The organism is Amycolatopsis magusensis (assembly GCF_017875555.1).
Taxonomy (GTDB): Bacteria; Actinomycetota; Actinomycetes; order Mycobacteriales; family Pseudonocardiaceae; genus Amycolatopsis; species Amycolatopsis magusensis.
In genome coordinates this window covers 5299010-5318988 of the sequence record NZ_JAGGMS010000001.1, presented here as the reverse complement: position 1 = coordinate 5318988, position 19979 = coordinate 5299010, and the positions used below count along the sequence as shown (strand labels likewise).

Here is a 19979-nt window from a genome sequence, read left to right as displayed (position 1 = left end):
GTACTGGAATCAGGTGGCCGGCAGGTGACGTGCCCTGGCCAGTCCGTCGAGCGCCCGGCGGCGAACAGCCGACGCGAGTTCCGCCGGCCGTTCCACCTGGACCCGGCCGCCGAGGCCGAGCACCAGGCGCACCATCCAGGACTCGTCGCCGTAGCGCATCCGCACCCGCAGCCTGCCGCCGTCCAGCTCGGCCAGCTCCTCGCACGGGTAGTACTCGGCCACCCAGCGCAGGTCGCGTTCGAGCACCAGGTCGGCCTCGCCCTGGCCGGGCCGCTCGGCGAACACGCCGTGCGAAAGGTCGGTGGGCCGGGCGTCCGGCGGCGGCGCGGCGCGCTCGTCGAGCACCTCGGCGCCGTCGATGCGGTCGAGCCGGAACAACCGCACGCCCTCGGCGCGGCGGCACCACGCCTCCAGGTAGCCGAAGCTCTGCACGATCAGCAGGCGCATCGGGTCGACCGTGCGTTCGGTGATCTCGTCCTTCGACGCGGTGTAGTAGCGCAGCCGCAGCGCCTTGCGGGCCTTGAGCGCCTCGCTGACCGTGCGGCGGGCGCGGGCGGTGTTCTCCGCTTCTCGCACGCCCGTGCCGACCACCACGCCGGACGGCCTTGCCTCCCCCGCGGCGGCCTCGATCTTGGCGATCGCGCGGTTGACCGCGTCGCTGTCGACCACCCCGGGCGTCTCCGCCAGCGCACGCAGGGCGACCAGCATGGAGGTGGCCTCGGCGCCGGTCAGGCGCAGCGGGCGGCGCATGCCGGCGTCGAAGGTGACGGTGACCGTCTCGCCTTCGAAGGACAGGTCGATCAGGTCGCCGGGGCCGTAGCCGGGCAGCCCGCACATCCACAGCAGTTCGAGGTCCTTGCGCAGCTGGCGCGGGTGCACGCCGAAGTCGCGCGCGGCCTCGTCGATCTCGATGCCCGGGCGGGCCAGCAGGTACGGGACCAGTGCCAGCAGCCGCGGCATGCGCTCGGTGGACCCCCGGCTCACCGGTCCGCCCCGATGCCGTGCGCGATCGCCTCGAGCCTGCCGCGGACCGCCTTGGCCAGCACGTCCGGTTCGAGGACCAGCACGTCCGGCGCGTGCCCGGCGATCCAGTCCGCGGCGCTTTCCGGGTAGTACAGCTCGATCTCCATCACGTCGCCCTCGACGCCGTCCACGCTCAGCCGGTCCACCGGCTTGGCCCGGCGCCGCACCCCGGCCGCGCGCTGGTCGGCCACCCACAGCAGCGCCGGGGTGGTCGGGCTCGGCTCGGGTTCGACCGCGCCGGCGACGTACTCGAGCAGGTTCACGTTCTCCGGGCGGCGGACCTCGCCCGGCTTGCCGAAGGCCCGCACGTCCCCGCTGATCCTGGACAGCCGGAAGCACCGGGTGGCCCGGCGGTCGCGGTCGTGGCCGACCACGTACCAGCGTGCCTTCCACGAGATCACGCCCCACGGCTCGACCGTGCGGACCAGCCGCTCCGGCGAGTCGCTGCGGCGGTACTCGAACCGCACCGGCTGCCCGGCCTGGACCGCGGCCAGCAGCGGGGAGAAGGCCGGTTCGGTGCGCACCCGCGGCTCGACCACCTGCTGCGCGTTCTGGTCCACCTCGACCCCGGCGGCCCGCAGTTTCACCAGCGCGGCCTGCGCCTGCCCGGTCAGCTCCGGCGAATCCCACAGGCGCACCGCGAGCGCCACCGCGGCGGCCTCGTCCGGGGCCAGGTCGATCTCGCCGAGTTCGTAGTCGCGGCGGGCGATCCGGTAGCCCTCGATCGGGTCGAACCCGGAGTTGCGCCCGGTTTCCAGCGGGATGCCCAGTTCCCGGAGCTCGGTCTTGTCCCGCTCGAACATCCGGAAGAAGGCGTCTTCGGTCGCGGCATCGGCGTAACCGGGCACGATGCCGCGGATCCGGTCGGCGGTCAGGTACTGCCGGGTGGCGAGCAGGGCGAGCACCAGATTCACCAGGCGCTCGGCGCGGGCGGTGGACACCCGGACACAGTAGCCCGCCGCCGGTCCCCCGTTGCCGAGGTCCGCCCGTCGCGCGTCCGCGCGTCCCGGGCGCTAGCGGAGCGCCGCGGTGGCCTCGCCGAGGCGCCGGGCGCGGCCGGCGGCCGGCGTCGGCAGATCGGTGCCGAGCGCCTCGCGCCGGTCGTAGGCGAGCAGGCGCCCGGGCGGCGGTGCGCCGATCAGCTCGGTGATCGGCGCGATCGCCTCGGCCACCGGTTGCGCGAACAGCTTCGCCATCGCCTTCATCAGCGCCCGCTTCGGCTGCGGCAGGTCCACGTACCCGCTGTCGGTGTAGCCAGGGTGGAACAGCAGGTACTTCGTGCGCCCCTCGGGGTGGTCGGCCACGTAGGCCACCGCCTGCAACTCCGAGGCGCCCCCCGCCTGCAGCATGGCGCGCAGCAGGCCGTAGTTCTCCCGCAGCGCCAGGTCGTCCCAGTGGATCTTCCCCTTCCGGGTGCCGACCCCGCCGACGCTGACGATCATCGGCGACTCCCCTCGTTCCAGCAGCCCGGTCAGGCCGCGGCTGAGCAGGTACCGGCTGGTGTAGTAGAGCGAGAAGTGCCCTTCGAAGCCGTCCGCGGTCTCCACCCGCCGGGGGAACGTGCGCATCGCGGTGAGGATGAGCCCGTCGAGGAACTCGTGCCGGGCCGCCACTTCCGCGACGACCCGCCGGTTCTCCGCGACCGAGGTCAGGTCCGCCGGGATGAACGCCGCCCTCCCGGCCGCGCCGATCCGCTCGGCGTGGTCGAGGAATTCCCGGCCGCGGACCGGGTTCCGCCCGATCACCGTGACCCGGGCACCGCGGTCGAGGTAGTGCCGCGCCAGGGCGGCTCCCATGCCCGTGGTGCCGCCCGAAACAACCAGTTCCCGCATCAAGCGCGACCGCGCGGCCACCCGGGCCCGCCTGCTCGACGCCGCCCGGCTCCGCTTCGCCCGCGACGGGTTCGACGGCACCAGCGTGCGCGACGTCGCCGGGGACGCCGCCGTGGACCCGGCGCTGGTGTTCCGCTACTTCGGGTCCAAGAAGAAGCTGTTCGACGAAGCCACGGCGGTGCCGGAACCGGCAGCCGAACTGTTCGGCGGGCCACGGGAGGAACTGCCGGCGCGGCTGCTCGGCTCGATCGCCTTCCAGGACTGGCCGAGCCACGCCGGGGAGCACCCCCTGATCGCCATGCTGCGGTCCTCCGGGCACGCCGAGACCCGGGAACGGCTGCGCGAAGAGGTCTGCGAGACCTACGTGCGCGCGCTGGCCGAGCTCACCGGCGGCGGACCGGACGGCGATCTGCGCGCCGAGTTGTTCAGCGCGTGGATGCTCGGCATCGGCGTGCTGCGCTCGGTGATCGGCACTCCGGCGATCACCGGCGCCACCCCGGAAGACCTGGAACCACACCTCGAAAAGGTGATCGCCGCGTTGCTCGAACGCGGCTAGGTCAGGCGGCTAGGCCAGCTTGGCGATCCGGCCTGCCGCGCCCGAGGCCCAGCACGCGCCGCGGGCGGTGCAGTCGACGCTGTCGAAGCTGCCGGAGTCGAATGAAGTCCAGTGCGCGCCGCCGTCGAAGCTGACGTCGCTGCCGGTCGGGCCGACGGCCAGCACGGTGTGGTGCCGCCAGGCCACGCCGGAGCGGTACCCCACCGGCGGCGCGGGCGGGCGCTCCCAGCTGCGGCCGCCGTCGCGGGTCAGCGCGAGCGCGGGCACCGGCTCGGCCTCGTTGGCGTAGTCGCCGCCGATCGCCAGGCCACGCAGCCGGTCGCGGAAACCCAGCGCGAACACCCCGGCGGACGGGCTGCTGAACAGCGGTGTGTCGGTGACCGTCCACGTGCGACCGGCGTCGCGCGAGTGGAACACCCTCGCGGTGGCGCCGCCGCCGCTGCCGAACCACGCGTCCCTCGGGCCTTCGGTGGTCAGGCACTGTCCACTCGCGGCGAACCCGGCTTCCCCGGGGAGCGCGGGCGGGAGCCCCTCCGGCGGCACCTCCGCCCAGTTCCGCCCACCGTCCTCAGTGGACAGGATGCGGAACCGGCCGTCCACCGGATCGCTCATCGCCAGGCCCCGGTGGTGGTCGAAGAACGAGATGCAGTCGTAGAAGGCGCGTTCGTCGGTGTTCTCGAAGGACAGTCGCCAACTCGCGCCGCCGTCGTCGGTGCGGTAGATCTTCGCGGCCGTGCCGGTGCCCGCCGACATCACCACCGCACGCCGGTCGTCGAAGGCCTCGATGTCGCGGAAGTCGAGCGCGGCCGTGCCCGGGGGCGCGACCTGCTGCCACGACGCGCCACCGTCGGCCGTGCGCAGGACGGTTCCCTTGCTGCCGCTGGCCCACGCCACCCGCGCGCTGACCGCGTCGAGCCCGCGCAGCTGGGCGGTGACACCGGTCGGGGTCGGCTGCCAGCTCGGCAGCGCGTCGGCCACCGCCACCGGCGCCCCGGTCGAGGCCAGGAGCAGGGCGGCGAGCACGGTCAGGCGGATCTTGCGCATTTCGGCAACCCCCATCGCATCGGCGGTAGGTAATTACCAGATCCCGGCGGATCACGCAAAGCGAGGGGCATCAACCAAACAGTTGAAGTGCTGCCCTCCGCCGCGCCCCTATCGTTCGAGGACACCGTTGACGGCGTTACCTGCGCGCCAGACCTTCAGGAGGCCGTGATGACCACACGCACCGAGCCGAAGACCCACAGCGGGTCCAAGGCGCTCACCCGCGTCGGCGGCATCGCCGCGGCCGCGGTCGCCGCATCGCTGATCTGGACGCTGGCGGTGCCGGTGCTCGGCGTCGACCTCACCGTGACCAGCATCGGCGGCACCGCCCCGCAGACCGTGGACCTGGTGGCCATCGTGATCGCCACGGTCGCGGTGTCCCTGGTCGGCTGGGGCCTGCTCGCCCTGCTCGAACGCCGTGGCAAGGGCCGCGTCTGGACCTTCATCGCGGTCGCGGTGATGGTGTTGTCGCTGGCCAGCCCGCTGCTCGCGGCCGGGCCGGTGGACGCCCGCATCACCCTCGGCCTGCTGCACGTCGTGGTCGGCGCCATCGTCATCCCGGCGTTCCGGCGCGGCGTGCCCGCCTGACCAGCGCACGGCCGGGTCACGCCCATCCCGCGCCCGCCCGGCCGCGCGCCGAATGCGATGAGCGGGGCCCTGCTCGCTCTGCCCGGCGAGCACGGCCCCGCTCATCGTGCGCCCAGCCCCCAGTGGAGCGGTCCAATGCTATGAGTGGGGCATTACTTGCGTTCATTGCAAGTAATGCCCCACTCATAGCATTCACTGGTTCACAGGGAGCTGATCAGGCGCTCCACGCGTTCGTCGACCGAGCGGAACGGGTCCTTGCACAGCACGGTCCGCTGCGCCTGGTCGTTCAGCTTCAGGTGCACCCAGTCCACGGTGAAGTCCCGCTGCGCGGCCTGCGCGGCGGCGATGAAGTCACCGCGCAGCTTCGCGCGGGTGGTCTGCGGCGGGGTGTCCTTGGCCACCTCGATCTCGCCGTCGTCGGTCACCCGGCGCACCAGGCCCTTGCGCTGCAACAGGTCGAAGATGCCGCGCCCGCGCCGGATGTCGTGGTAGGCCAGGTCCAGTTGCGCGATGCGCGGGCTGGACAGGTCCAGGTCGTGCTTGGCGCGGTACCGCTCCACCAGCCGGTGCTTGATCGCCCAGTCGATCTCGGTGTCGATCTTCGAAAAGTCCTGCGTCTCGACCGCGTCCAGCGCGCGGCCCCACAGCTCGATCACGCGCTCGGCGGTGGCGCCGGAGCCGTTGGTCTTCACGTGCTGCGCCGCCCGCGCGTAGTACTCGCGCTGGATCTCCAGCGCGGAGGCCTCGCGGCCGCCGGCCAGGCGCACCTGGCGCCGCCCGGTCAGGTCGTGGCTGATTTCGCGGATCGCCCGGATCGGGTTGTCCAGGGTGAAGTCCCGGAACTGCACGCCCTGCTCGATCATCTCCAGCACCAGGTTCGCCGCGCCCACCTTGAGCAGGGTGGTCGGCTCGGCCATGTTCGAGTCGCCGACGATGACGTGGAGCCTGCGGTAGCGCTCGGCGTCCGCGTGCGGCTCGTCGCGGGTGTTGATGATCGGCCGCGACCGCGTTGTGGCGCTCGACACACCTTCCCAGATGTGCTCGGCGCGCTGGGACAGGCAGTACACCGCGCCGCGCGGGGTCTGCAGCACCTTGCCGGCCCCGCAGATCAGCTGCCGGGTGACCAGGAACGGCAGCAGCACGTCGGCGATCCTGGAGAACTCACCGGCTCGCGTGACCAGGTAGTTCTCGTGACAGCCGTAGGAGTTGCCCGCCGAGTCGGTGTTGTTCTTGAACAGGAAGATGTCGCCGCCGATGCCCTCGTCACCCAGCCTGCGCTCGGCGTCGACAAGCAGGTCCTCGAGGATGCGCTCCCCCGCCTTGTCGTGCGTGACGAGCTGCGTGAGGTCGTCGCATTCGGCCGTCGCGTACTCCGGGTGGGATCCGACGTCGAGGTAGAGGCGAGAGCCGTTCGACAGGAACACGTTGGACGAACGTCCCCAGGAAACCACCCGCCGGAACAGGTACCTGGCCACCTCGTCCGGCGACAACCTGCGCTGCCCGTGGAAGGTGCAGGTCACCCCGAACTCTGTCTCGATCCCAAAGATCCGCCGCTGCATGCCACCAGAGTATGCGCAAGTACCCCCAAGTCGGTGCGCCGTTCGGGCGTCGGCGTTGCGTCGGTTACGTTGCACCACGTGTTCAGGCACATCAAGCGCCCGCTGAGCCAGGTCGGCGAGACAGATCGCGCCCTCGTCCGCCGCAGCGCCGCGCTCCCCAGGTCCCCCGCCGATCGCGCCCTGATGGCGCTGACCCGCTCCGCGAACAAGGGCAGGCTGTGGTGGGTGGTCGCCGCGACCATCGGCGCCCGCAAGGGCACCGGCAGGCGGGCGGCGATGCGCGGCCTGGTCGCCATCGGCGGCGCCAGCCTGACCGCCAACCTCATCGGCAAGCCGCTGTTCCCCCGCCGCCGCCCGGCCGCCGAGGAGGTGCCGGAACACCGGCGCCTGGTCAAGCGGCCGACCTCGTCGTCGTTCCCGTCGGGACACTCGGCTTCGGCGGCCGCGTTCACCGCCGCGGTGGCGATGGAGTCGCCGGTGCTCGGCCTGGCCATCGCGCCGATCGCGGCCGCGGTGGCCTACTCGCGCGTGCACACCGGCGTGCACTGGCCCAGCGACGTCGGCGCGGGTGCGCTGATCGGCGTCGGCGCCGCGTTCGCCACGCGGCACTGGTGGCCGGTGCACCCGGACGTGCCCGGGGACACCGCGCACCCCGCCGAAGCCCCGGTGATGGTCGACGGCGAGGACATGCTCGCGCTGGTCAACCCGCGTTCCGGGATCGACGGCCAGGACCCCACCGAGGACGTCCGGTACGCCTGGCCCAAGGCCACGATCATCTACCCGGACGCCCACCAGGACATCCGCGTCCAGCTCGCCGCGGAGATCGAACGCCGCGGGAGCGTGCGCGCGCTCGGCGTGGCCGGCGGGGACGGGACCGTGGCCGCGGTCGCCTCGGTGGCCGCCGAGTACAAGCTGCCGCTCGCGCTCATCCCCGCGGGCACCCTGAACCACTTCGCCCGCGACGTCGGCGTGCGCTCCATGCCGGACGCCGACGCGGCCACCGAGGCGGGTGCCGCGGTCGGCATGGACCTCGGTGAGGTCACCGTCGAAGGCCTCGGCGAGACCGAACGGCGCTGGTTCGTCAACACGGCCAGCATCGGCGGCTATCCCGAAATGGTCCGGATGCGGGAAAAACTGCAGGACAAACTGCCGAAGTGGCCCGCGGCGGCGATCGCCATGGTGCGCAGCCTGCACAAGGCGCGGCCGCTGGAGGTCGAGCTGAACGGCCACCGGACCTCGGTGTGGCTGATCTTCGTCGGCAACGGCCCGTACATCCCGAAGGGCTTCGCCCCCGCGCACCGGCCCGCACTGGACACCGGCCTGCTCGACGTGCGCTACCTGCGCGCGGACGTCCCGTACTCACGCGCCCGGTTCATCGCCGCCGCGCTGACCAACACCCTCGACACCAGCCACGTCTACCGCGAATACGACGTGGCGGAACTCGAGGTCAAGCTGCTCAACGGCAACCGCCGGGTCGCCACTGACGGCGAAGTGGGCCCACTCGGCTCACGCTTCCTCTTCAAGTCGCAGCCCAGCGCCCTGGCCCTCTACCGCCTCTGACCGGCCACTCCCCCATGTCACGAAGGTGGGGTGGTCTCAACCGGTGGTTGCAACTTATGCCGGTGTGGAGAGTAGTGCACGCAGGCGTTGGGCTGGTGAGTGCCAGCCCAGTGTCTGGCGTGGGCGGTCGTTGAGTTCGGCGGCCACGGTGGCGAGGTCGTCGGCGGTGTGGGTGGCGAGGTTGGTGTGTTTGGGGAAGTACTGGCGGAGGAGTCCGTTGGTGTTCTCGTTGGAGCCGCGTTGCCAGGGGCTGCTGGGGTCGGCGAAGTAGATGGGCATGTGGGTGGCCAGGGTGATGTCGGGGTGGCGGGCCATTTCGTTGCCGCGGTCCCAGGTCATCGAGCGGCGTAGATGCTGGGGCAGGGCGGTGATGGCGGGGATCATCGCGTCGCGGACGTGTTCGGCGGTGTGCCCGTCGGGTAGGTGGAGCAGGATGACGAAGCGGGTGGTGCGCTCGACCAGGGTCCCGATCGCGGAGGCGTTGTTCTTGCCGAGGATGAGGTCGCCTTCCCAGTGCCCGGGCACCGCCCGGTCAGCGGCCTCGGCCGGGCGCTGCGAGATCGGGATCGGCGAGCCCAGTTTCGAGGCCTGCGCGCGGGCGCGGGCCCGGTTCCGCGGTACTCGCAGCGCCCGCCCGGTGCGCAGGCAGGACGCGAGCTCCTTGCGTAACGCGCCGCGGGCTTGGACGAACAGCGACTGATAGATCGTCTCGGGGCTGACCCGCATCCCCGGATCGTCGGGGAACCGCTCGGGCAGGGTCGCGCTGATCTGCGCGGGAGACCACTTCGCCTGCAACCCGGCCTGCACCTGCTCACGCAGCCGCGCATCGGCGGCCAGTTTCGCCGGTTTCGGCCGTCTGCCGCGTTCGCGGGCCAGTTCGTGCGCGACCGAGGCCCGGTAGTGTTCTCGCGCATCGGTGCCGGCGTGCTCGGTGCCCAGCACCCGCCCCACGGTGCGGTCGATCTCCCGGCCGATGGTGGACTTGTCCCGCCCCAGCCGGGCGGCGATCTCGGTGTTGGACTCGCCCCGGGCGATCCCCACCGCGATCTCCTCCCGCTCGGCCAGGCTCAGAAACCGGCCCGACCCCGGCCGGGGAATCTTGGCGTTCGCGCTCACCCCGCCAGCCTGAGCGAACCACCGCCGCCCTGTCTCGTGCGACACGCCCACCACCCGCGACGCCGCCCGCACCGACAACCCCGCCCGCACCCCAGACCAAAACCCCGCCACCAACTCCACCGACAACCGACGACCCATCACAACCCCTCCCACTACACAGAGTTGCAACCACCGCTAGACGCCGGGTGGCTTTCGGGACGCCAGACGTCTCGAAAGCCACATTCGTGACACCAAGACACGCCCCGGTCCACAGCCAAAACACGGCGAAGGCCCTCATGTCAAGGCATCATTCCCGCCTTGACATGAGGGCCTTCGCCGTAGTCACACTGAAAAACCGGGGCCGCTACTTGGCATCCCCCGAAGGCTCATCCGGCTTCGCAGCGTCCTTTTCGGACTTCTCCGACTCCTCTTCGGCCTTCTCCGCCTTGGGCAACAAAGCCTCCAGCGCCGCACCGGTGATCCGCCGGAACGCCCGTCCCCGCCGCTCCCGCTCGAGCACCGCGACTTCGAGCTTGCCGACCTCGCCCGCGCCGCCGTTGGTGGCGGGGGTGTTCGGCGCGCTCGTCTGCAGCGCGGCCACCGCCACGGCGACCGCGGCGCTGAGCTCGAGGCCCTCTTCGTAGGTGTCCTTGAGCTTCGTGGTGATCGGCTCGGTCTGGCCGCCCATCGCCACGAACCGCGGCTCGTCGCCGATCGAGCCGTCGTAGGTCAGGCGGTAGAGCTGGTCCTCGGCCGGGGTGGTGCCCACCTCGGCCACGCAGATCTCCACCTCGTACGGCTTGAGCTGGTCGGTGAAGATCGAGCCGAGGGTCTGGGCGTAGACGTTGGCCAGCGCCCGCGAGTTCACGTCACGGCGGTCGTACTGGTACCCCTGCAGATCCACGTACTTGATCCCGCCCCGGCGCAGGCTCTCGAACTCGCTGTACCGGCCGACCGCGGCGAAGCCGATCCGGTCGTAGATCTCGGACACCTTGTGCAGCGTCGTCGACGGGTTCTCCGCCACGAACAGCACGCCACCGGCGTACTTCAGCACCACGACACTGCGTCCCCTGGCAATGCCCTTGCGCGCGAGCTCGGAACGCTCGCGCATCAGCTGCTCGGGCGACGCGTACAGCGGCATCGTCACTGCGGTGGCTCCACTCTCTCGAACTGGGAAGTCTTGAAACTCAGCCTTGACGGCCCGGCCGCTGCGCACGGTCGTTGACGACCGCCTCGGAGACCGCTTCGGCCTGCTCGGCGGGCAACCGCACCGCGCCGTGCTCGGCGGTGATGGTGACCGCCGTCGGGAAGATGCGGCGCACCAGGTCCGGCCCGCCGGTCGCGGTGTCGTCGTCGGCGGCGTCGTACAACGCCTCCACCGCCACCCGCACGGCCCCTTCGAGGTCCGTGTCCGGGTCGTGCAGCTTCTTCAGCGACGACTTGGCGAACAGCGAGCCCGAGCCGATGGCGTGGTAGCCGCCGTGCTCCTCGTACCGGCCGCCGGTCACGTCGTAGGAGACGATGCGCCCGCCCCGCTTGGGGTCCGCCGCCTCGGTGTCGTAGCCGACGAACAGCGGCAGCACCGCGAGCCCGGCCATGGCCACGTCGAGGTTCGCCTTGACCATCATCGACAGCTTGTTCGTCTTGCCGTCCAGCGACAGCGAGACGCCCTCGAGCTTCTCGTAGTGGGCCAGCTCCACCGCGTACAGCCGGACCATCTCCAGCGCCAGTCCCGCGGTACCGGCGATGCCGACCGCCGAGTACTCGTCGGTGACGTAGACCTTGTCCATGTCCCGCGTGGCGATCAGGTTGCCGGTGGTCGCCCGCCGGTCACCGGCGATCAGCACGCCGCCGGCGAAGGTCACCGCGACGATGGTCGTGCCGTGGGGCACGTCCAGGGCGCCGGGCTGGGCACCTGCTCCCCGGCGGCCGGGGAGCAGGTCCGGGGCCTCCGCGCGCAGGAAGTCGGTGAACGACGAACTGGTCGTCGTCAGGTACGACGCGGGCAGCGCGAAGCCCGAGTGGTGCGAGGTGTTGTCCATACGTGCTCGTTTTTCCCATCAACGAAGATCAGCGGGACCGGTGGTGCGCGAGGGGTTACTCCCCGCCCTTCTGCACATAGGCGCGGACGAAGTCCTCGGCGTTCTCCTCCAGCACGTCGTCGATCTCGTCGAGGATGGTGTCCACGTCCTCGCCGAGCTTCTCGCGCCGTTCCTGACCGGCCGGGGCGCCGCCCTCGACCTCTTCGTCGGAGTCACCGCCGCCGTGCCGCTCGATCTTTTCCTGAGCCATACTCGCCTCCCGGTGTGGCCGTTGTTCTCAAGCCTACCCAGTGGAACCGACATTCGGGGCCTCCACTGGATCACTCCTGGGTCGCTCTCTAGTCCGAACCGGTGAGCGCCTCGACCAGTTCTTCAGCGGTCGCCGAGTCGTCGAGCAGCTTCCCGACGTGCGCCTTCGTCCCGCGCAGGGGCTCCAGCGTGGGGATGCGCACCAGCGACTCGCGCCCGACGTCGAAGATCACCGAATCCCACGACGCCGCCGCGATCGAGGTCGCGTACTTCTCCAGGGTGCGGCCGCGGAAGTAGGCCCGCGTGTCGGACGGCGGGGTGGTGATCGCCGCGCGCACCTCCTCCTCGGTGACCAGGCGCTTCATCGAGCCCCGGGTGACCAGGCGGTTGTACAGGCCCTTGTCCAGCCGCACGTCGGAGTACTGCAGGTCGACCAGCTGCAGCCGCGGCGCGCCCCAGTTGAGCTGGTCGCGGGCGCGGTAGCCCTCGAGCAGGCGCAGCTTGGCCGGCCAGTCGAGCCGGTCGGCGCATTCGGCCGGGTCGCGGGCGAGCGCGTCGAGGATCTCGCCCCAGACCCGCAGCACGTCCTTGGACTGGCTGTCGCCGCCGGTCCGGTCCAGGAACTCCGAGGCCAGCTCGTGGTAGGCGAACTGGAGGTCCAATCCGGTGAACTTGCGCCCGCCCGCCACGTCGACCTTGGTCTTCAGCGTCGGGTCGTGGCTGATCTGGTGCACCGCGCGCACCGGCTCGTCCAGTTTCAGCTGGTCGAAGCGCATCCCGGACTCGATCATGTCCAGCACGATCGCGGTGGTGCCGAGCTTGAGGTAGGTGGAGTACTCGGCCAGGTTCGCGTCGCCGATGATCACGTGCAGCCTGCGGTACTTGTCCGCGTCGGCGTGCGGCTCGTCGCGGGTGTTGATGATGCCGCGCTTGAGCGTGGTCTCCAGGCCGACCTCGACCTCGATGTAGTCCGAGCGCTGCGAGAGCTGGAACCCGGCGTCCTCGCCCTGCGGGCCGAGGCCGACGCGGCCGGAGCCGGTCATCACCTGGCGCGAGACGAAGAACGGGGTCAGCCCGGAGATCACCGAGGTGAACGGGGTGGACCGGGCCATCAGGTAGTTCTCGTGGGTGCCGTAGCTGGCGCCCTTGCCGTCGACGTTGTTCTTGTACAACTGCAGGGCGGGCTGGCCGGGCACGGTGGCCGCGCGCATCGCGGCCTCCTCCATCACCCGCTCCCCCGCCTTGTCCCAGATCACCGCGTCGCGCGCGTTGGTGACCTCGGGCGCGGAGTACTCGGGGTGGGCGTGGTCGACGTAGAGCCGGGCGCCGTTGGTCAGGATGACGTTGGCCGCGCCGAGGTCCTCCACGTCGGGGTCGTGCCCGGGCGCGCCGGGGCCGGCGAGGTCGAACCCCCTGGCGTCGCGCAGGGGCGACTCCACCTCGTAGTCCCAGCGCGCGCGCCGGGCCCGCGGGATGTCCGCCGCGGCCGCGTAGGCCAGCACCACCTGGGTGGAGGTCAACACCGGGTTGGCCGTCGCATCGCCCGGCACCGCGATGCCGTACTCGACCTCGGTTCCCATGATCCGCCTCATATCGTCCACCCTACGGTGCCGAGGGCGCGTGACACCTCCCAGGTGGCCGCGATTGGATGGGTGTCGTGAACGAGGAACTGGTCGCCGTGTACGACGAGAGCGGCGCCGCGGTCGGCGCGGCACCCCGGTCCCGGGTGCGGGCGGAGGGGCTGTGGCACGCCGCCGGCGTGGTGCTGGTGCGCTCGCCCGACGGCGCGAAGGTGTACGTGCACCTGCGCACGGACACGAAGGACGTCTTCCCCGGCATGTACGACTGCTGGGCGGGCGGCTTGATCGCGGCGGGTGAGACACCGGCCGACTGCGCGCGCCGCGAACTGGCCGAGGAGCTGGGCATCCGGGGCGCGCCGCTGCAGCCGCTGTTCGTGCACGTCTACGACCAGCCGCCGATGCGCTGCCACAACTTCGCCTTCGAGGCCCGCTGGGACGGCCCGATCGTCCACCAGCCGGAGGAAATCGTCTCCGGGGAATGGCTGGAGCTGGAAGAACTGCGTCGCTGGGCCGAGGACCCGGCGATCCCGCTCATCCCGGACGGCAGGCTCGGCGTCCTCGAATGGTTCCGCCGCTACGACCCGTGAGACTCAGGAGGCGACGCGGACCAGCGCGCCCGCGCTGATCGGGGCCAGCCGCTTGGCCGCGTCGGTGGCGCGGGCCTGCGTGCTCGCCGCGACCTGGACCACCGAAATGACGTCCCCGCGGGCGAGCAGCACGGTGCAGACCGCGGCGCCCTTGTCGGTCTCGCACCACGCCCGCTGCGCTTCGGCGCCGGTCGGTGCGAGCTGCACCGGGGTGGCGCCGGAGCAGATCAGCCGGTTGACCGTCTCGGCGGCGCCCTTCGTGACCAGCACGCGGTGGCTCAACGAGGCACCCGAGCGGTACTGCCAGTCGCGCTGCTTGCGCTGCTCCTCCGGGACCGGCTCGACCAGCGGGGCCAGGCACTTCGACGGGGTCGACGGCTTGGCGGCCACGCGGACCTCTTCCGCGGCGACGTCGGTGTCGGTCAGCAGTGCGGGCGTGGTCGCGGTCCGCTCCTGGGCCGGGGCGGGCGGCGCGGTCGAGGCAGGCGGGGCGGCGGGCGGCGCGGCCGGTGCCGACGAGGCGACCGGGTCGTCGTAGTAGGTGTCGAGGTCGTTCGGCCGATCGGCGCAACCTGCCAGCCCGGCGACCGCGACCGCCGTGACCGCGAGCGCGGCCACCCGCACCTGACGCACCCTGCAACCCCCTCGGGTCCCGCTGTCCGTACCGCCGAGACTGTATCTAGTTCCACTCCAGGCGGGAGCGGTGGGCCCAGTAGTCCGCCGGTGCTTCGCGCAGCGCGAGCAGCCGCGCCAGCTCGGCGTCCTCGAGCGGAACCGTTGCCGCGCCCAAGTTCGACTCGAGTTGCGCGACGCTCGCCGGTCCCGCGAGCACCGCGTCGGCGAACGGCTGCGCGAGTGCCGCCGCGAGCGCAACCGCGTCCGGGGTGACCCCGCGGGCGGCGGCCAGTTCCGCGACCGGCTCCGGTGGCTCGGCGACCAGCCGCCCGTTCGCCAGGGTTTCCTTCAGCACCACCAGGTTGCCCGCCGCGCGAGCTTCGGCGAGCACCTCGCCGACGGACGGCTCCAGCACGTTCCAGGTGGACTGCACAGCGGTGAACACCCGCTGTCCGGATCGCTCCAGTTCGAACGCGCGCCGCACGGTTTCCGCCTGCGCCGGGCCGGAAGTGGAGAACCCGACGCGGACGCCGGTGGCCGCGAGCGCGGCGAGCCGGTCCAGCAGGGCGCCATCGGTGAACAGTGGACTGTCGATGGTCAGCGAATGCACCTGGTACAAGGAAATCCGGGAGTCGAGCAGCGCGGTGCTCTCGGCCCACTGCTGCTCGAACCGCGCGAGCGAGTGTTCCTTCTCCTCGTGCACTTCGGCGTCGAGGCGCCAGCCACCGACGTAGGCGTAGCCCCATTTGCTGGACACCGTCAGGTCGGTGTGCCCGCGTTCGGCGAGCCAGCCGGACAGGAACTCCTCGGAGCGCCCGTACGAGCGCGCGACGTCCACCCAGCGCACCCCGGCCGCGTACGCCGCGTCGAGCACTTCCCAGGTGGCCGCGCGCATCGAGGCCACGTCACGGTTGCCCGGCAACGCGCCCTCGCGGCCGAGGTTGATGTACGCGGGCCTGCCGAGCGCGGCCAGCCCCACTGCGATCTCCGGTTTGTCCGCCACGGTCATGACCGTAACCCGGAAGGCCGCAGTGGGGCCGGATGGCTAACTGGTCGGGAAGTTGTCCGCGGACCGGATGCGGTCGCGGATCCACACCCCGGCCGGCTTCAGCGGACCGGTCCCACTGAAGTTGCTGCCCGCGCAGGTGCCTTCCTTGAACACCGCGCCCGACCGGAAGTCGTCGGAGAAGTTCCAGTTCGTCCAGCTGATCTTCTTGCTGGCCAGGAAGTCCAGGTACTTCTGCGCGTAGGCGAAGTCGTTGCCGCCGTCACCGGTGTAGGTCTGGGTGCCGAACTCGGTGACGAACAGCGGCAGCTTCGACGCGGCACGGGTGAGCGCGTCGAAGTACTCGTCCTGGTGGGACGCCGCGTAGAAGTGGAAGGTGTACATGAAGTTGCTCGCCTTGATCGGGTTGTTCACGATGTCGGCCTCGGTGCGGCCGTCGGAAACACCCAGCGAGGCCCAGCCGTGCGTGCCCACGAGCACCACGCCGTCCGGGTCCTGCGCGCGGATGACCGGGATCATCTGCTCGGCGTAGCTCTTGATGCCCGCCCAGCTGACCTCGTTCGGCTCGTTGGCGATGTCGTAGATGATGTTGGTCTTGTCCTTGTGCCGCTTCGCGATCTCGGTGAAGAAGGTCTTGGCGCGGCCCAGGTTGTGGTTCGGGTCGCCGGGGCTGAGCTGGTGCCAGTCGACCAGCGCGTACATGCCCCGCTTGGTCGCTTCCTCGATGTAGCCGTTGACCAGCGCGGTGAACTTCGCCGGATCGGTCTCGTAGCCGCCCTCCTGGACGTACATCGAGATCCGCAGGACGTCGGCCTTCCAGTCACCGGCCAGCGCGTCCAGCGAAGCCGCCTTCACGCACTGCGCGTACCACTGGATGCCGTGCGTGCTCATGCCGCGCAACTGGATCGGCTTGCCGTACTGGTTGCACAGCTGCAGCCCGCAGACCTTCAGCTGGCCATTGATCGCCGCCGGAGAGCCCGGGGGCAGCGCGGTGATCGCCGCCGGTTCCGGAGCTGCCTGCGCACCGCCTGCCACCGAGACCGGCAGCAGGAAGGCCGCCGCGGCGACCGCCGTGAGCCGGTGCCGGATCTTGTCCCAACGCATACGAGTTTTCCTCTCTGACCTGGGCGGCGGAAATAGACAGGAAACTTTCCTAACTGATGAGCGAGCCCGACTTTAGTGATCCGCTTCACAGCACGTCAAGAGTTCACCTGACCGGCCTAGCGGCGGTAGGTGAGCAACAAGTGGTCGTGCGCGGGCCGGAACGCCGCGCTCTCGGCGGCGACCAGGTGCTCGGGCAGGTGACGCAGCCAGGCCGCCGGGTCCTCGCCGAAAGCGGGCGACTCGCGCATCAACGCGGTCACCTCGTGCCCGTACCGGCCGAGCACGGTCACCTCGCCGGACGCGGTGATCCCGATCCGCGCGAACTCCAGGACGTAGTCGCCGAGCTGGGCGGCGATCGCCGCGCCGGGCGGTGGAACCCGCAGCCTGCCGACTTCCTGCACCGAGGCCCAGAACTCCGCGTCACGCAGGCGGCCGGCCTCCTCCTGAGCCCATCGTTCGGGCGCCTCGGCGAACCCGTCGCCGGGCAGCGGGCCGTCGAACTCGCCATTCGCGCCGATGTGGGCGGACCAGCGGACCGAGCCGCGCTCGTGCGTCGACACCAGGATCTCCCGGCCGGGCGCGGCCACCCGCCGCTCGCCTGACGGCACCGGCAGCCGGGGCACGTCGATCGCACCCCGGATCGCGTCGACACCGAGCTGCGACTGCTTGCGCACGGTCCTCCCCGGCGTCAGCACCCAGCCCTCGGTCAGGTCCACGCCGGGCCGCTCGCGCAGCTCGTCGAACGGATCCGGACCGGACGGCGGCTCACCGGTGCACCGGAGCAGGCCGTACCGGTCCAGCTCGGCGGTGAACCCGGGCCCGCGAGCGAACAGCGGGCCGCGGGGCTCCGGCAGCACGATCCGCCGGACCCGCTCCACCACGGGCTCGCCCGCGACCTCGCGCACCCACGCCACGGGGTCCATCCCGGCCCGGAAGCGGGCATCGGCTTCCGAAGGACGGCTGGGACCGCTGAACGCCAGCACCGCGCCATCCGGGGCGAGCAGCAGCGTCAGCCGGCCCGGCACGGTCAGCCGCAGCTCCTCGCCCGGGGCCGCGAACCCGCCCGGCAGGCACCGCACCCCCTCGCGGCGGCGCGCGTCGACCGGGGCACCGGCCCAGTCCCGGTGGTCCCGTTCGGAGAAATCGCCCATAATCGGCTGCCGCTCGAACGCGCGAGCGTCAGGCTTCCCCGCTTTCTTTCCGCCGCATCAACTCGAGGAACTGGTCCGAGTTCAGCACCTGCCGGTGCAGTTTTTCCAGGCGCGCGGCGGGGGCGCGGACATAACCCTTGCCGAACACCGGTGCGATCTGCCGCAGGCTCGCCCCGGCCTCCCTGGCGGCCAGCAAAGCCCAGTCCGAGGCGTTCGCGCACGCCGTCGACGCGGCCCGCAACTGGCCGAGCAGGCCGATCAGCTCGTCCGCGCTCAGCTCGCCACGCCGGGCCGACTCGGCCACCGTCCGTAGCCATTCGTTGATCTGACCGGGCGTCACCGGCGGCTGGGGGGTCGGGTACTCGTCACCGCTCATGGCCGTGAAGTATAGGCCGTTATACATCGATCGGGGCCGGAACACGCCGGAAAACTGGACGGGCGGTGCACCGGATCGCTCCGGTGCACCGCCCTTTGCAGAAGGCTCGGTGTTGCTTCGCTCCTACAAATATTGCCCGGTGTTCGTCGCCGTGTCGATCGCCCGACCGGAGTCCTGGTTCTTGCCGGTGACCAGCGTGCGGATGTAGACGATCCGCTCGCCCTTCTTGCCGGAGATCCGGGCCCAGTCGTCCGGGTTCGTGGTGTTCGGCAGGTCCTCGTTCTCCGCGAACTCGTCGACGATCGCGTCCAGCAGGTGCTGCACGCGCAGGCCGGGCTGCTTGGTCTCCAGCACCGACTTGATCGCCGCCTTCTTCGCCCGGTCCACGATGTTCTGGATCATCGCGCCCGAGTTGAAGTCGCGGAAGTAGAGCACCTCCTTGTCCCCGTTGGCGTAGGTCACCTCGAGGAACCGGTTCTCGTCGCTTTCCTCGTACATCCGCTCGACGGTGTGCTGGATCATCGCGTCGAAGGTCGCCTTCGGGTCCCCGCCGAACTCGGCGAGGTCGTCGGCGTGGATGGGCAGCCCCTCGGCCAGGTACTTCGAGAAGATGTCCTTGGCACCCTCGGCGTCCGGACGCTCGATCTTGATCTTCACGTCCAGCCGGCCCGGCCGCAGGATCGCCGGGTCGATCATGTCCTCGCGGTTGGAGGCGCCGATGACGATGACGTTCTCCAGCCCCTCGACACCGTCGATCTCGGACAGCAGCTGCGGCACGATGGTGGTCTCCACGTCGGAGGACACCCCGCTGCCGCGGGTGCGGAAGATCGAGTCCATCTCGTCGAAGAACACGATCACCGGCGTGCCCTCGGAAGCCTTCTCGCGCGCCCGCTGGAAGATCAGGCGGATGTGCCGCTCGGTCTCCCCGACGAACTTGTTCAGCAGCTCCGGGCCCTTGATGTTGAGGAAGTAGGACTTCGCTTCCGAGCCGTCGCCCGGATCGTCGCCCCTGGCCAGCGCGACCTTCTTGGCCAGGGAGTTCGCCACCGCCTTGGCGATGAGCGTCTTCCCGCAACCCGGCGGGCCGTAGAGCAGCACGCCCTTCGGCGGCCGCAACTGGTACTCCAGGTACAGGTCCGAGTGCAGGAAGGGCAGCTCCACCGCGTCGCGGATCTGCTCGATCTGCCGCCCGAGCCCGCCGATGTCCTCGTAGCTGACATCGGGGACCTCCTCCAGCACGAGGTCCTCGACCTCGGCTTTCGGCACCCGCTCGTAGGCGTAGCCGGCCTTGGAGTCGACCAGCAGCGAGTCGCCCGGCTTGAGCGTCTGCTCGGCCAGCGGGTCGGAGAGGAAGACCACCCGCTCCTCGTCCGCGTGCCCGACCACGAGCGCCCGCGAGCTGCCACCGGTGACCTCGGGGGCGAGCACCTCGCGGAGCGCGCACACCTCACCGGTCTGCTCGTAGCCGCCACCCTCGACCACGGTCAGCGCCTCGTTCAGGCGCAGCGCCTGCCCGCGTCGCAGCGTCTCCACCTCGACCGCGGGGGAAACCGACACGCGCATCTTCCGGCCGGAGGTGAACACGTCGACCGTGCCGTCCTCGAAGGCCGCCAGGAATACTCCATATCCGCTCGGCGGCTGGGCGAGGCGGTCGACTTCCTCACGCAGCGCGAGCAACTGGCCCCGCGCCTCGCGCAGCGTCTCAACCAGTTTGTTATTTCTTTCGGTCAGCTGACTGACCCGTTCCGACGCCTCGGCCAGCCGCTGCTCGAGCACCCGGTTCTGGCGCGGTGAATCGGTCAGCTTCCGGCGCAGCAGTGCCACTTCCTCTTCCAGGAAACGGACCTGTCGTGCCTGCTCATCCGACGTGTTCCCAGCTCCACTCGATTCTGATGGGTCGGCATCCTCCGGCCGACCTCCGGGAAGGTCGTGTTGCATGTCGGCACCTCCTCGGAGTGCTTTTCAGTCCACGGTACCGGCGATCACCGACTTGAGAAGCCCTATCCGCATCACAG

General features: G+C 70.8%; 20 protein-coding genes. 4 read left to right on the top strand and 16 right to left on the bottom strand.

The genetic code is table 11. The annotated features are described in order from the left end of the window. Positions 1 to 9: 9 nt before the first annotated feature. The 3 genes from JOM49_RS23820 to JOM49_RS23810 all read right to left on the bottom strand — a co-directional run bounded on the left by JOM49_RS23820 (position 10) and on the right by JOM49_RS23810 (position 2855). Positions 10 to 960, bottom strand: a complete 951-nt coding sequence (locus JOM49_RS23820) for a helix-turn-helix transcriptional regulator (protein ID WP_209671525.1) — start codon at positions 958 to 960, stop codon at positions 10 to 12. Positions 961 to 980: 20 nt separating this feature from the next. Further along, the gene (locus JOM49_RS23815) at positions 981 to 1964 is read right to left on the bottom strand and encodes a helix-turn-helix transcriptional regulator (protein ID WP_209666457.1); all 984 of its coding nucleotides are present in this window, start codon (positions 1962 to 1964) and stop codon (positions 981 to 983) included. 72 nt (positions 1965 to 2036) lie between these two features. Next, the gene (locus JOM49_RS23810) at positions 2037 to 2855 is read right to left on the bottom strand and encodes an SDR family NAD(P)-dependent oxidoreductase (RefSeq protein WP_245369448.1); all 819 of its coding nucleotides are present in this window, start codon (positions 2853 to 2855) and stop codon (positions 2037 to 2039) included. On the opposite strand from JOM49_RS23810, the gene JOM49_RS23805 reads away from it, so the two are divergent. Beyond that, positions 2827 to 3411, top strand: coding sequence for a TetR/AcrR family transcriptional regulator (locus JOM49_RS23805; RefSeq protein WP_308158847.1), 585 nt, complete (start codon positions 2827 to 2829; stop codon positions 3409 to 3411). The two genes, JOM49_RS23810 and JOM49_RS23805, sit on opposite strands and share 29 nt — an antisense overlap. Before the next feature lie 9 nt (positions 3412 to 3420). Here the strand turns inward: JOM49_RS23805 and JOM49_RS23800 are convergent, their stop codons facing one another. Continuing rightward, on the bottom strand, positions 3421 to 4470 hold the full coding sequence (locus tag JOM49_RS23800) for a WD40/YVTN/BNR-like repeat-containing protein (RefSeq protein ID WP_245369447.1): 1050 nt from the start codon (positions 4468 to 4470) through the stop codon (positions 3421 to 3423). A 153-nt stretch (positions 4471 to 4623) separates the two neighbouring features. Between JOM49_RS23800 and JOM49_RS23795 the strand changes: the two genes are divergently transcribed. After that, complete coding sequence (locus tag JOM49_RS23795; RefSeq protein ID WP_209666454.1) at positions 4624 to 5040, top strand: DUF6069 family protein; 417 nt, start codon at positions 4624 to 4626, stop codon at positions 5038 to 5040. 200 nt (positions 5041 to 5240) lie between these two features. Here JOM49_RS23795 and pafA read toward each other — a convergent pair whose 3' ends face one another. Then, a complete protein-coding gene (pafA, locus tag JOM49_RS23790) occupies positions 5241 to 6599 on the bottom strand; it encodes a Pup--protein ligase (protein ID WP_209666453.1) in 1359 nt (452 codons plus the stop codon). A gap of 183 nt (positions 6600 to 6782) precedes the next feature. Here pafA and JOM49_RS23785 point away from each other — a divergent pair, with 183 nt between their 5' ends. Beyond that, the gene (locus tag JOM49_RS23785; RefSeq protein ID WP_372444224.1) at positions 6783 to 8159 is read left to right on the top strand and encodes a bifunctional phosphatase PAP2/diacylglycerol kinase family protein; all 1377 of its coding nucleotides are present in this window, start codon (positions 6783 to 6785) and stop codon (positions 8157 to 8159) included. Positions 8160 to 8213: 54 nt separating this feature from the next. Here the strand turns inward: JOM49_RS23785 and JOM49_RS23780 are convergent, their stop codons facing one another. The 5 genes from JOM49_RS23780 to dop all read right to left on the bottom strand — a co-directional run bounded on the left by JOM49_RS23780 (position 8214) and on the right by dop (position 13137). Further along, positions 8214 to 9413 (bottom strand): IS30 family transposase, encoded by a 1200-nt coding sequence (locus tag JOM49_RS23780; RefSeq protein WP_245369445.1) that lies wholly within the window; start codon positions 9411 to 9413, stop codon positions 8214 to 8216. 205 nt (positions 9414 to 9618) lie between these two features. Then, on the bottom strand, positions 9619 to 10401 hold the full coding sequence (prcA, locus tag JOM49_RS23775) for a proteasome subunit alpha (RefSeq protein WP_209666450.1): 783 nt from the start codon (positions 10399 to 10401) through the stop codon (positions 9619 to 9621). Positions 10402 to 10441: 40 nt separating this feature from the next. Then, complete coding sequence (gene prcB / locus JOM49_RS23770; protein WP_209666449.1) at positions 10442 to 11296, bottom strand: proteasome subunit beta; 855 nt, start codon at positions 11294 to 11296, stop codon at positions 10442 to 10444. Between the two features lie 55 nt (positions 11297 to 11351). Continuing rightward, a complete protein-coding gene (locus JOM49_RS23765; RefSeq protein ID WP_113692219.1) occupies positions 11352 to 11546 on the bottom strand; it encodes a ubiquitin-like protein Pup in 195 nt (64 codons plus the stop codon). An 88-nt stretch (positions 11547 to 11634) separates the two neighbouring features. Then, entirely contained in the window at positions 11635 to 13137 is a 1503-nt protein-coding gene (gene dop, locus JOM49_RS23760; RefSeq protein ID WP_209666448.1) for a depupylase/deamidase Dop, read from the bottom strand. A 56-nt stretch (positions 13138 to 13193) separates the two neighbouring features. Between dop and JOM49_RS23755 the strand changes: the two genes are divergently transcribed. Beyond that, positions 13194 to 13712, top strand: coding sequence for an NUDIX hydrolase (locus JOM49_RS23755; protein WP_209666447.1), 519 nt, complete (start codon positions 13194 to 13196; stop codon positions 13710 to 13712). Positions 13713 to 13715: 3 nt separating this feature from the next. Here JOM49_RS23755 and JOM49_RS23750 read toward each other — a convergent pair whose 3' ends face one another. From JOM49_RS23750 to arc, 6 genes are all read right to left on the bottom strand, one after another. Continuing rightward, positions 13716 to 14345: a hypothetical protein gene (locus tag JOM49_RS23750; RefSeq protein ID WP_308158846.1), complete on the bottom strand. Its 630-nt coding sequence runs from the start codon at positions 14343 to 14345 to the stop codon at positions 13716 to 13718. Between the two features lie 46 nt (positions 14346 to 14391). Beyond that, complete coding sequence (locus JOM49_RS23745) at positions 14392 to 15336, bottom strand: aldo/keto reductase (protein ID WP_209666446.1); 945 nt, start codon at positions 15334 to 15336, stop codon at positions 14392 to 14394. Positions 15337 to 15372: 36 nt separating this feature from the next. After that, complete coding sequence (locus JOM49_RS23740; protein ID WP_209666445.1) at positions 15373 to 16437, bottom strand: glycoside hydrolase family 5 protein; 1065 nt, start codon at positions 16435 to 16437, stop codon at positions 15373 to 15375. 116 nt (positions 16438 to 16553) lie between these two features. Beyond that, positions 16554 to 17588, bottom strand: coding sequence for a hypothetical protein (locus tag JOM49_RS23735; protein ID WP_209666444.1), 1035 nt, complete (start codon positions 17586 to 17588; stop codon positions 16554 to 16556). A gap of 28 nt (positions 17589 to 17616) precedes the next feature. Then, positions 17617 to 17964, bottom strand: coding sequence for a hypothetical protein (locus JOM49_RS23730; protein WP_209666443.1), 348 nt, complete (start codon positions 17962 to 17964; stop codon positions 17617 to 17619). Positions 17965 to 18087: 123 nt separating this feature from the next. Continuing rightward, positions 18088 to 19902, bottom strand: a complete 1815-nt coding sequence (gene arc, locus JOM49_RS23725; RefSeq protein WP_209666442.1) for a proteasome ATPase — start codon at positions 19900 to 19902, stop codon at positions 18088 to 18090. Positions 19903 to 19979: the final 77 nt, after the last annotated feature.

Coding starts and splice junctions, on each gene's coding strand:
- JOM49_RS23820 (WP_209671525.1), bottom strand. CDS start 960: ATGCCGCGGCTGCTGGCACTGGTCCCGTACCTGCTGGCCCGCCCGGGC.
- JOM49_RS23810 (WP_245369448.1), bottom strand. CDS start 2,855: ATGCGGGAACTGGTTGTTTCGGGCGGCACCACGGGCATGGGAGCCGCC.
- JOM49_RS23800 (WP_245369447.1), bottom strand. CDS start 4,470: ATGGGGGTTGCCGAAATGCGCAAGATCCGCCTGACCGTGCTCGCCGCC.
- JOM49_RS23795 (WP_209666454.1), top strand. CDS start 4,624: ATGACCACACGCACCGAGCCGAAGACCCACAGCGGGTCCAAGGCGCTC.
- pafA (WP_209666453.1), bottom strand. CDS start 6,599: ATGCAGCGGCGGATCTTTGGGATCGAGACAGAGTTCGGGGTGACCTGC.
- JOM49_RS23785 (WP_372444224.1), top strand. CDS start 6,783: ATGGCGCTGACCCGCTCCGCGAACAAGGGCAGGCTGTGGTGGGTGGTC.
- JOM49_RS23780 (WP_245369445.1), bottom strand. CDS start 9,413: ATGGGTCGTCGGTTGTCGGTGGAGTTGGTGGCGGGGTTTTGGTCTGGG.
- prcB (WP_209666449.1), bottom strand. CDS start 11,296: ATGGACAACACCTCGCACCACTCGGGCTTCGCGCTGCCCGCGTCGTAC.
- JOM49_RS23765 (WP_113692219.1), bottom strand. CDS start 11,546: ATGGCTCAGGAAAAGATCGAGCGGCACGGCGGCGGTGACTCCGACGAA.
- dop (WP_209666448.1), bottom strand. CDS start 13,137: ATGAGGCGGATCATGGGAACCGAGGTCGAGTACGGCATCGCGGTGCCG.
- JOM49_RS23755 (WP_209666447.1), top strand. CDS start 13,194: ATGGGTGTCGTGAACGAGGAACTGGTCGCCGTGTACGACGAGAGCGGC.
- JOM49_RS23745 (WP_209666446.1), bottom strand. CDS start 15,336: ATGACCGTGGCGGACAAACCGGAGATCGCAGTGGGGCTGGCCGCGCTC.
- JOM49_RS23740 (WP_209666445.1), bottom strand. CDS start 16,437: ATGCGTTGGGACAAGATCCGGCACCGGCTCACGGCGGTCGCCGCGGCG.
- JOM49_RS23735 (WP_209666444.1), bottom strand. CDS start 17,588: ATGGGCGATTTCTCCGAACGGGACCACCGGGACTGGGCCGGTGCCCCG.
- JOM49_RS23730 (WP_209666443.1), bottom strand. CDS start 17,964: ATGAGCGGTGACGAGTACCCGACCCCCCAGCCGCCGGTGACGCCCGGT.
- arc (WP_209666442.1), bottom strand. CDS start 19,902: ATGCAACACGACCTTCCCGGAGGTCGGCCGGAGGATGCCGACCCATCA.